Source organism: Niallia sp. CD-39 (genome assembly GCF_059874745.1).
The window spans coordinates 109,944-120,359 of the sequence record NZ_JCBCPS010000006.1 but is presented as its reverse complement, the minus strand read 5'-3'; the positions used below and the strand labels follow the sequence as shown (position 1 = coordinate 120,359).

At 38.5% G+C, this 10,416-nt stretch carries 10 protein-coding genes and 1 riboswitch; of the genes, 5 read left to right on the top strand and 5 right to left on the bottom strand.

What is annotated here, in order from left to right; translation table 11 throughout:
- The 4 genes from AC6F34_RS13920 to AC6F34_RS13905 form a co-directional block, all read right to left on the bottom strand.
- A partial coding sequence (locus tag AC6F34_RS13920; RefSeq protein ID WP_500773151.1) for a cobalamin biosynthesis protein CobD/CbiB occupies positions 1–528 on the bottom strand: 528 nt, incomplete at its 3' end.
- Positions 525–1,994, bottom strand: coding sequence for a heme ABC transporter ATP-binding protein (locus tag AC6F34_RS13915; protein ID WP_500773149.1), 1,470 nt, complete (start codon positions 1,992–1,994; stop codon positions 525–527). The genes AC6F34_RS13915 and AC6F34_RS13920, both read right to left, overlap by 4 nt.
- Entirely contained in the window at positions 1,991–3,055 is a 1,065-nt protein-coding gene (locus tag AC6F34_RS13910; protein WP_500773147.1) for a FecCD family ABC transporter permease, read from the bottom strand. The genes AC6F34_RS13915 and AC6F34_RS13910 overlap by 4 nt, the downstream gene beginning before the upstream one ends.
- Before the next feature lie 189 nt (positions 3,056–3,244).
- A riboswitch (cobalamin riboswitch) is annotated at positions 3,245–3,438 on the bottom strand.
- A gap of 45 nt (positions 3,439–3,483) precedes the next feature.
- Positions 3,484–4,263 carry a hypothetical protein gene (locus tag AC6F34_RS13905; RefSeq protein WP_500773145.1) on the bottom strand — a complete coding sequence of 260 codons (780 nt, stop codon included), beginning with the start codon at positions 4,261–4,263 and terminating at the stop codon, positions 3,484–3,486.
- Between the two features lie 263 nt (positions 4,264–4,526).
- On the opposite strand from AC6F34_RS13905, the gene mgtE reads away from it, so the two are divergent.
- Together mgtE and AC6F34_RS13895 are read left to right on the top strand one after the other, a co-directional pair.
- Positions 4,527–5,882 carry a magnesium transporter gene (mgtE, locus tag AC6F34_RS13900; RefSeq protein WP_500773143.1) on the top strand — a complete coding sequence of 452 codons (1,356 nt, stop codon included), beginning with the start codon at positions 4,527–4,529 and terminating at the stop codon, positions 5,880–5,882.
- Positions 5,883–6,069: 187 nt separating this feature from the next.
- Positions 6,070–7,245 (top strand): FtsW/RodA/SpoVE family cell cycle protein, encoded by a 1,176-nt coding sequence (locus tag AC6F34_RS13895; RefSeq protein ID WP_500773141.1) that lies wholly within the window; start codon positions 6,070–6,072, stop codon positions 7,243–7,245.
- Positions 7,246–7,438: 193 nt separating this feature from the next.
- Here the strand turns inward: AC6F34_RS13895 and AC6F34_RS13890 are convergent, their stop codons facing one another.
- Entirely contained in the window at positions 7,439–8,308 is an 870-nt protein-coding gene (locus tag AC6F34_RS13890; RefSeq protein WP_500773139.1) for a sulfite exporter TauE/SafE family protein, read from the bottom strand.
- A gap of 151 nt (positions 8,309–8,459) precedes the next feature.
- Between AC6F34_RS13890 and AC6F34_RS13885 the strand changes: the two genes are divergently transcribed.
- The 3 genes from AC6F34_RS13885 (at position 8,460) to AC6F34_RS13875 (ending at position 10,326) form a co-directional block, all read left to right on the top strand.
- Positions 8,460–9,029, top strand: coding sequence for a YqaA family protein (locus AC6F34_RS13885; protein WP_500773137.1), 570 nt, complete (start codon positions 8,460–8,462; stop codon positions 9,027–9,029).
- 88 nt (positions 9,030–9,117) lie between these two features.
- Entirely contained in the window at positions 9,118–9,555 is a 438-nt protein-coding gene (locus tag AC6F34_RS13880) for a Dps family protein (protein WP_500773135.1), read from the top strand.
- 138 nt (positions 9,556–9,693) lie between these two features.
- Positions 9,694–10,326 (top strand): pyridoxamine 5'-phosphate oxidase family protein, encoded by a 633-nt coding sequence (locus AC6F34_RS13875; protein ID WP_500773133.1) that lies wholly within the window; start codon positions 9,694–9,696, stop codon positions 10,324–10,326.
- The last annotated feature ends 90 nt before the right edge of the window (positions 10,327–10,416 follow it).

Sequence of the window (10,416 nt, the reverse complement as noted above, 5' to 3'; positions counted from 1 at the left end):
AACAGCACGGTACATCATAGCAAGCGGAGCCCCACCAAAGAGTGCCCAGAACAAAGGAGCAGTAATTCCATCACTCGTATTTTCTGCGACTGTTTCTACTGTGCCACGCACAACCTCTGCCTCGTTCAGTTGATTGGTGTCTCTCCCGACAATGTATGATAAATACTTACGAGCTTCTTCTAAGTTCTCTTCCTTCAAAGGTTTGTATACGTCTATCGCAGCCTCTTTTAAGCTTTTCTGTGCAATGGCAGAAGCAATCATGAATGCTTCAAGAAGCACACCAGCGACTATATGTACTCTATATGCCGCCCATGTCAACGCAATAGAGATTCCACCAACAACGATAAGGATTACAAGAACAAAGACAACCCCTCTTCTTTTCTTTCCATTCCCACGGTTTAGTCTCTCATCCATTAGTTGAATGAGGCGCCCCATCCACCTAACCGGATGCGGCCATCGCGGGGGGTCTCCTATCACTGCATCAATTAAATAAGCAAGTGTTAATGCGATTAAATGTGCAAGGATCATTGCCTCTTCCTCTTCATGCTCTTTTCTGTCGCTGCTGTCACACATTGATAAACTGCATGGCCAATCTGCTTGCCTAAAGGTGTGATTGTTCCAGCGAACGGAAGGCGTGTCCCCTGTTGCGTGCTCGCAATTAAAATACTATCAGTTGAAGTACCCGTCGCCAATGTACCACTATTATGGTCAAGAACATGTAGATCACTCAGCGCCTTCCCCTTAGCTTCTGTCGCGGTCATTACACTCTGGATAAACGCTTCCTCTGTTAGATGTCCATTCACAATTACCCAGATGTTGATTGTTCCTGGAGTATGGCTGAAGGAATAAAGATAACTTCTCGATGCATCAACAGCATTTCCTACTCCTGAAGTCGCCATGACAAAAACCGAAAAACCTTCCCCTTCGATAAATTTTGTTACTGCATCGTCTAAATAGACCGCCGTCATCATCCCAACCGTTTGTTGGGGATCAAATCCTTTTCCACGAACATATCGCTTCATCTCTTCGACATGATCAGAACAGTCATAATTCTTGTCTACATGACGGTTGATCAACGTATGATGCCACCCTACTCCTGCACCAATCACACCAGATGACATTGTTCGCAACGGAATCGGTGATGATAAAACAAGAAGATCCTCTGTTGCCTTCAGTAAATCCGACCCAATCGTGACAACAGCTTCCTCCTGCAGTGACCTTTCTGGAAGAATGGACATCTGAGGGGCTGGTACAGAAGGATGTGCATGCTTTTCGATCGTTGTTTGATAGACTGTCCGAATCAACTCTTCTTGCATGACTTCAGTCGGATGTGCGTTTCGTATTACTTTTCCGTGATTCATTAACAAAAGGCGATCACAATAAAGAGCTGCTAAATTCAAATCATGAAAAATTGAGATGACCGTTAGCCCTGAAGTTGTTGAGAGTTCCTTTAACAAATCCAACAAATCTTTTTGATACGATAAATCCAAATGATTCGTCGGTTCATCAAGCAGCAAAATCTCAGGCTCTTGAGCAAGTGCCTGAGCCAAAAACACCCTTTGCTTTTCTCCACCTGAAAGCTGCGTGATATCTTTATCAACAAACGTATCAACACCTGTCTTCATCATGGCGTCTTGAACAATTCGTTCATCGACTTCAGTCCAATTTCGTAAGAAACCCGATTGATGTGCATAACGACCTAATGCAACCGTTTCTTTAACAGTATAGGCAAATCCTTCTGATGCATGCTGTGGTAAAACAGCAACAATTTTTGCGAACTGCTTTGCTGAATATTGTCCAAGCTTTTTTTCTTTTACAGTCACTTCGCCAGTTGTAGGAACAAGTAATCCTGTAAGCATCTTAAGTAAGGTTGTCTTCCCGCTTCCGTTTGGTCCAAGGATACCAAATAACTCCCCTTTACTCACAGTAAAGGAAACATCCTCAATCACCTTGCTGCCTCCATATCCACCTGAAAGATGTTCTACTTCAATCATGCGACTTTCCTCTTTTCTATTCGCATTTGTATTAAAATGAGTGCGAAGGCTGGAGCTCCAATAAGTGCGGTAATCACACCGATTGGTAGTTCAGCCGGGGAGATGACCATTCTTGCCACTAAATCAGCTAGAATTAAAAACCCACTCCCAACAACCATCGACAATGGCAGCAAATGGCGATGATCTGGTCCCCAAATCAATCGTGTTAAATGCGGAATCACCAACCCAACAAATCCAATTGTTCCAGACACTGCAACCGCAGCACCGGTAAGCATGGACCCAGCAATTAAGATGAGCATTTTCTTCTTTTGAACATCTACACCAATATGCTGTGCCCGCTCTTCACCGAAAGACAAAGCGTTTAATTCTCTACTACACGATAGCAGCAGCAGTGTCCCAACGATAAAAAACGGCAAAATGATTTTTATGTACTCCCAGCCACGCATCGATACGCTTCCGAGCAACCACCCGATAATCTGTCTCAATTCATCTCCAGTTAAGGCAATCATTAAGGAGATGAATGCACCTAAGAATGCACTAAAAATAATTCCAGTTAAGATAATCGTTTCGACTCTCATTGACCGATCGATTTGTTTTGCAAACAGCAGGACGACAAATATAGTGACAAACGCAAAGAGAATACTTAAAACTGGCAACGTAAATGCTCCTATAAACGGGAAAGACACGCCAAAAAAGATTGTAATGACAGCACCTACTGATGCACCAGATGAAACCCCTAATGTATAAGGGTCTGCTAGCGGATTTCTCAGGAGTCCTTGAAAGGCTGCACCAGCTATTGCTAATGAAGCACCAACAAGTCCAGCTAGAATTACTCTTGGTAATCGAATGTTCATGACGATATTTGCATGCATAGCGTCTACACTTTCCAAGGACCCTATTCGGAACACTTCTGATGAAATAATTTTTATGATATCTACCGGAGGAACAGATACTGTTCCAATTGAGATTCCCATTAAAGCCGCTAGCAATAAAAATGCGATTGTCAGTGGGTATGCAATGAATTTATTAGACGTTACTTTTTTTATATGTTGCTTAAACAAGAGCTTCTACTCCCTTTTTAGATCTAGGGCATTATTCTCACTAGACGGAAATTTTATAAGATAATTCTTCATACACCCGCTTATTTGCAACAATCTATACAACAAAAAAACATCTCCTAAACGGAGATGTTGGGCGAATTTAATAGGGGTTTCATGATCACAGTTCCAACATCCCTATCCTCGTAGGGAATGACGTACGAGCATTAGGCAGGTCTCCTGACTTATGATCATTGCTCTTATTCTCCTTCCCATACGTTTTTCGTACAGTGGCGGAACCTGTATAAGAACTCCCATTTACAGTGGCGGGACCGTGCTGGCATTTCACCAGCTTCCCTTTTAAGCCTTTCAATAATTGAAATAGCACCTAATGCTTATTCAGTTGTTTACCCTTATTATACATAAAGACTAACAAAAAAACTTGTTAAACTTCATGTTGTGTAAACAACCCATTCTCTAGACTTTTTATCAAAAATGACTTTAGCATGGCATCTCTCTGCTTTTGACACAGACAGATATTCTTCATACATATCATCCATGTTTGCAAAGTCACCTAATGTCCAAACTGGAAGTTCGATACGAGTACGAGTTTGTTCCATATCTTTTAATGATAGAACCATACCTTCTCTCATAAATGATTTCAATGCAAGGAGAACCTCCCTAGGGATGAACGGGTATGCTCGTTTCTTTTTGAATCCTAAGATCGTCTTTTCCATTTTCATTTCTTCCATTTTTGCTGGAATGACTTCACCAAGCATTCTGTAATAATCGTGGAAATCTCTATAATAAATTTTATTTAACCAACCATCGTCTTCCCCTAAGTAGAAGAAACGATTGCGGAAGTAATTATAAAAAGGAAGTCTCAGATGCTCCTTAATATGCCCTAAATAGAGCAATTCTGCAATCACCTGTCCAGGCAATTCATTGATTGCCTCTTCCTCTTCAAAATCCGTCCAGCAGAATGTCCCATACTTTGAAACATCCTCAGAGATTAATTTAGGCACCTGCTCATTCGAAACAGTATGAAACATAGTATGTGGATGATATTCTCCATAATCAAATTGATGCTTAATGAGGAGGATGTGGTTTATATGATCTGATAATGATTTAGAAAACTCTTCAAATTCAATTCCATGTGATAGTACGAATTGATCTTGTTCATTTAATAAAAGATAAATAAGGTCACGAGTAGTATCGTTCTTTTTTTTCAATGCTGTAACCCCCGAACATGTATTAAAAAGAAGTGCAGTATAAAAATAAGAATAAAAAGCACCTCCTCTTGTAAGCAACAAGTTTATTGTAGCAAAAAGCAAAAAGGAACAACTATTAAAAAATTATTACATTTTTAATCCAACTCTCTTCAATGCATCTTTTTTCATGTACAATATTAATTCTGATATTTAGACTAGCGAACCGAACGATCTGAATTTTCATAAGCTAGTTCATACGAATGTGCGAAAGGGGTGTTTGTGCCATGATTCATCAACTATCAGAGGACCAAATCACTTTACAAATCATTAAAGCCTTAAAGGATACAAAAAAAGTGGAGTTCAGTCGAATTCTAGATGAACTACAGCCATACGATATTGCAAAACTCTATGAAAATTTACCGATTAAGCACAAACCCCGGTTCTTACTATATTTATCTGTTGACCAATTAGCTGATCTATTAGAAGAGCTTCAAAAAGAAGAGCAACTCAACGTTTTAAACCAAATTGGCATTGATCGAAAAGGTAAAGTTCTCGATTTAATGGATAATGATGATTTAACTCTCTTATTAGACGATTTATCTCAGGAAAAAATTACATCATTATTGTCTGGAATGAAAAAAAGCGAATCAAAAATTATTCAAGATATGATGAACTATCCTCCTGAGTCAGCCGGACGATTAATGACGAACCGATTTGTGTGGATTCGTGATTATTATACAGTTCGACAAGCTGTGGAAAAATTAAAGTCATTTGCAGAATTCGCTGAAACGATTAATTATCTATATGTGATTGATCAGCATCGTAAATTAGTTGGCGTCGTATCCTATCGAGATTTACTCATTGCTGAACCACATGAACCGATACGTGATGTTATGTATGAACGAGTTATTTCTGTACATGTACACACAGACCAGGAAGAAGTCGCTCACCTTGTTGAGAAATATGATTTTTTAGCAATTCCCGTTGTTGATGATGAACAGACATTAGTCGGTATCGCAACGGTTGATGACTTAATGGACGTTATTATTCGGGAGGCAAATGAAGATATTGAAAAGCTTTCTGCATCAGGTAAGGCGATTGACTTCGATACAAAAGCACCCGTTGCCGCTTATCGAAGGTTACCATGGCTTATTCTTCTACTGCTAATTGGAATTATCTCCGGAAGTATTATTGACGGTTATTCAATGGCTTTAGAAAAGGTCGTTGCCCTTGCGTTTTTCATTCCGATGATTTCAGGAATGACTGGAAATACAGGCACACAATCATTAGCAGTCGTTGTCAGAGGACTCGTTTCAAATGATATTAATAAAAAAGTCGTCATAAAGTTATTGCTACGAGAACTAGGAGTCGGTTTAATCATTGGACTAACTTGCGGATTACTCATAACTCTAATCGCCTTCCTATGGCAGGGAGATGTGATGCTTGGTTTAGTCGTTGGTGTCTCCTTATTTGTAACACTCATCATCGGAACACTTTCGGGGGCAATCATTCCATTAATTCTATACCGTTTAAACATTGATCCTGCGATAGCCTCTGGACCACTAATTACAACATTAAACGATATTTTTTCATTGCTGATCTATTTTGGCGTAGCAAGCCTCTTCCTTGTACAAATTTAAGAGATTACCTGTAATGAAAGGAAGAACTTTATTACAGGTTTTCTCTTTTTCCTTGGTATATTATGGAGGTGAAAAAAACAGGAAACTATTCCAGTTCCATTTGCGTCTATTTATAGTAAAATAAAGTTTGAATGCTAAAAGATGAGATACCTAATAAATAGATTCGCATAAGAAAAGGTGTATGCATATGAAAACAGGAAAAATAGGAGAGCGATTTGACTGGACCCTAACCTTAATCCTCTTCTTACTCTTTATTATAAGTTTAATAGCAATCTACAGTGGACAATCCTCCTCACAATACGCTGGAAACCACGCGCTTAGACAGGTCGTCAATTACGCTGCTGGGCTTGTTCTTTTAGCGATTGTCATGTTTTTTGACAGTGAGCAAGTGAAAAAACTCGCTTGGATTTTATTTGGACTTGGCGTTGTCCTTCAGCTTGGTTTATTTGTTGCTCCAGATTCGATCGCACCAGAAAGAAAGGGAGCTACACTTTGGTATGTAACACCACTCGGACAAATACAACCATCTGAATTTTTCAAGATTTTTCTTATCATTACTTTGTCAAAAGTCACGTTTGACCACCATCAGAAATTTATTCATAAAACGATTCAAACAGATTTGATGCTATTGCTTAAGTTAGGCATTATAGGTTTTATTCCATTTGCGCTCGTCGTCATTGAAGACTTAGGTACAGCCCTTGTATTTCTTGCTATTGTTCTTGGCGTTATCCTTGTCTCAGGGATTACTTGGAAATTATTATTACCATTAGCTGCTGGAGCTACTGCAATCGGCGGAGGAATTCTCTATCTAGTGCTTGTTGCACCTGAAATACTTGAAAAATATTTAAATATTGCACCCTATCAATTTCTTAGAATCTACGCTTGGCTAGATCCAATTACACACCGTCAAGGAGCTGGTCTACAGCTTTATAATTCATTACATGCAATTGGTTCTGGACAAGTTTCTGGAAAAGGTTTTACGGATAGACAAGTCTATATACCAGATGTTCATACAGACTTTATCTTCAGTGTCATTGGAGAAGAGTACGGCTTTATTGGCGCAAGTCTTGTTATCTGTTTGTACTTCCTATTAATCTATCATTTAACGAAAACAGCTCTTGAAGTTGGAAACCCGTTTAATACTTATATTTGCGCTGGGGTAATTAGCATGATCACATTCCACGTTTTTCAAAACGTAGGTATGACTATACAAGTCGTGCCAATTACAGGAATTCCTTTACCATTTATCAGCTATGGAGGAAGTGCCGTCATGAGTAACTTAATGGCGATGGGGCTTATATACGGGATGAGGTATCATCATAAGTCGTATATGTTCTCAAGCGGGAAAAATTACGCAGCATAAAAAAGGGCTTCGAGCGGGTACCTTCCACCGTCATGGTGTGCCGGTGTCGCCGCCCTACATTCTAATCGATTGATTACCTATACTCGCAAAAAAATATATTTCCTAATACACAATGCTTATAACCCACTTCCACTAGGCCGAAGTCTTCATAATTCAAAAACCCTGCTGCTCCATTTGGAACAGCAGGGTTCTTTTACATTTGCTTTACTTTTAAGCCGTATTTTTTTATTTTTACTATTGATACAACAAAGAAATAGGCTAGAAATAATATGGTCACTCCTAATCCAATTGCATTTAATTGAAACAGCTTAAAGAACACACTCGCCATTGTTGCGATATAAAGGGTGCCGAGCATTTTTTTGATTTCATCATTTTTATAGGCATTTGTTAACTTAGCCCCTACTTGTGAACCAACCAAGCCTCCTCCAAGTAAGAGTAGACCCATTTTATAATCAATTGTGATTACAAATGCATAGGACACAAATCCAGCAGTTACGATTAAAAGAACTGCTAATAAGCTCGTTCCTACTGCCCTTCTTGAGTCAAACCCTAACATTGCCACAAGAAGTGGAACGATGATAAATCCTCCACCTACACCAAGGGTTGTTGAGACAAAGCCAGCAAACAAGCCAATTATGATAAAGACGAATAATTGCTTTGAAGAAGTTTGAACTTGCTCTGACTTTTCACTTGGCTTCGATTTTTTAAACATCGATGTTGTGAAATACAATAGCAATACAATATAAAGCAATGGAATTGCCCATTCATCATATCCTTTGTTCTCTAAAAACAGTACAAAGGGCTTCGCTACTTGTGTAGCAGCCATTCCACTACCCCCGATGATCATGCCTTCTTTCCATCTAATGTTGCGCAAACGAAAATGAGCAATTACACCTGAGAATGAACTTCCTAAAGTGAAAAATAAGCTTGTTGTAATGGCTTCAAGCGGGGAGTAGCCTGTTAACATCAAAATTGGAGTTAGCACGAACCCGCCCCCAATTCCTAGAAAACCAGATAGCACCCCTGTCATAGCTCCAAGAATAAGAAAAAGTATTATGATCATATAGGCCCTCACTTATGATGTGCAAATTTTCTAACGTTCTAATTTTACACCTCTCCTATATACATGTCTAATGTTCATTTTCTTATCATACATATACGTTATAACGTTTTTGCTTGTCCGATTATTATAACCGCGCAAAGGAGTCTAATTCATGGAAAAAATCATCACTTTTTTAGAGCAATGGATGGTAGAGTACGGGGTGTACGGACTCTTGTTTGTGTCTTTCGGAGATTCCTCTTTCTTGCCTATCCCACCAGATCTATTATTGATCCCAATGGGAATTGCACATCCAGAAAAAGTGCTCGCATTAGCAGCATTAACAACCGCTGCTTCCGTATTAGGTGCAGTCGTAGGCTGGCTGATTGGCAAATACTTCGGCAGACCCTTTCTTCGCTTCTTTATCTCTGATGAAAAAATGCAAAAGGTAGAAACGCTATTTGTGAACCATGGTCCGATCGCGATTTTATTTGCAGCCTTTACTCCTTTCCCATATAAAGTGTTTACGATCTTCTCTGGTGCTTCTAACATAAAGCTCAATGTGCTAATCTTCTGGTCCATTATTGGTCGTGGCGCACGCTTCTTTTTAGAAGCATTCATTATATTAGCATTAGGAAAACAGGCAAAAAGCTTTATAGAAAACCACTTCGGCTTTATGACCCTGATTATTACCTTTACTCTTCTACTACTGTACTTTATTTATAGGAAAATAAAATTAAAATAAATATTTATTTATAATTATTATAATTAAGTATTGATTTTAATTTGATATTTGATATAATTAATTTATAAATATTGAGGAGGTTCTCATAATGGAAAACTTATATCGTGCATTAAATGTTCAAGTAGCAAACTGGAGTATCTTATATACAAAACTGCATCGCTTTCACTGGTATGTAAAAGGACCTCAGTTCTTTACTCTACATGCAAAATTCGAGGAATATTACAACGAAGCTGCAGCTATTGTTGATGAAACTGCTGAAAGATTACTAGCAATCGGTGGTTCACCTATTTCAACAATGAAAGAATACTTAGAATACGCAACATTAACAGAATCAAACAAAGAATTAAAAGCAAGTGAGATGGTTGAAGCTGTGGTAAAAGACTTTGACGCAATCAAGGTCGAGTTACAGAAATTAATTGATATTGCAGAAGAAAAAAATGATGAATCAACAGCCGATTTCGCACTTGAATTATCCGCTAAAATCGATACACATACTTGGATGTTAAATGCTTACTTAGGAGAATAACAGATTACTAATAATAAGGTCAGTGAATTATATCACTGACCTTATTTTGTTTGTGCATTATTGCATCTTACGATACGATTAAAGATATAAATATTATTAAATAATCTGTTATTTTTAAATTGAAAGTGAGTTGTCGTAATGAAAATGAATCCATCTTATTTTATTAAGAGTGAAGAAGTATTAGCGGAACGAATTGGTACGCCAAGCAAAACGGTAGCAAACAAAGTCATTCAACATTTAGATGAGCATTGTCGAGACTTTATCCAAAAGTCACCATTGGTGTTTTTATCAACGGCTGATCAGAATGGAAAATGCGATTCTTCTCCAAGGGGCGATGCACCTGGATTTATCCACGTATTGGACGATGAACATCTCATCCTTCCAGAAAGACCAGGAAATAAACGGATGGATTCTTTACGCAACTTAATACATAATCCTCATATTGGTATGCTGTTTGTTATTCCCGGATTAGAAGAAACATTGCGGATTAATGGTACAGGCTATATTACAACACAGCCTGAATTGTTAGAGCCATTAGCTGTGCAGCAAAAAGTCCCTTCACTTGCAATTATAGTAAAGGTTGATGAATGCTTCATTCATTGTGCAAAGGCCTTTAAACGCTCCCACGCATGGGATCATACTACTTGGCTCGACAAAATTGATCTTCCACGCCCTGCCACGATCCTTGCTGATCATATAAGATTAGATGATCTAACTGCTGAAAAAATTGAGGAGTCTCTGCAAGATAGCTATAAAAATAGATTGTATTAACTCTTTCCACACACACTGCATGATTTTCTTCACAAACAGGTGTAAAGGCAGTATAATGATTTTAATTAATCCCGATTGGAAAGGTTGGTT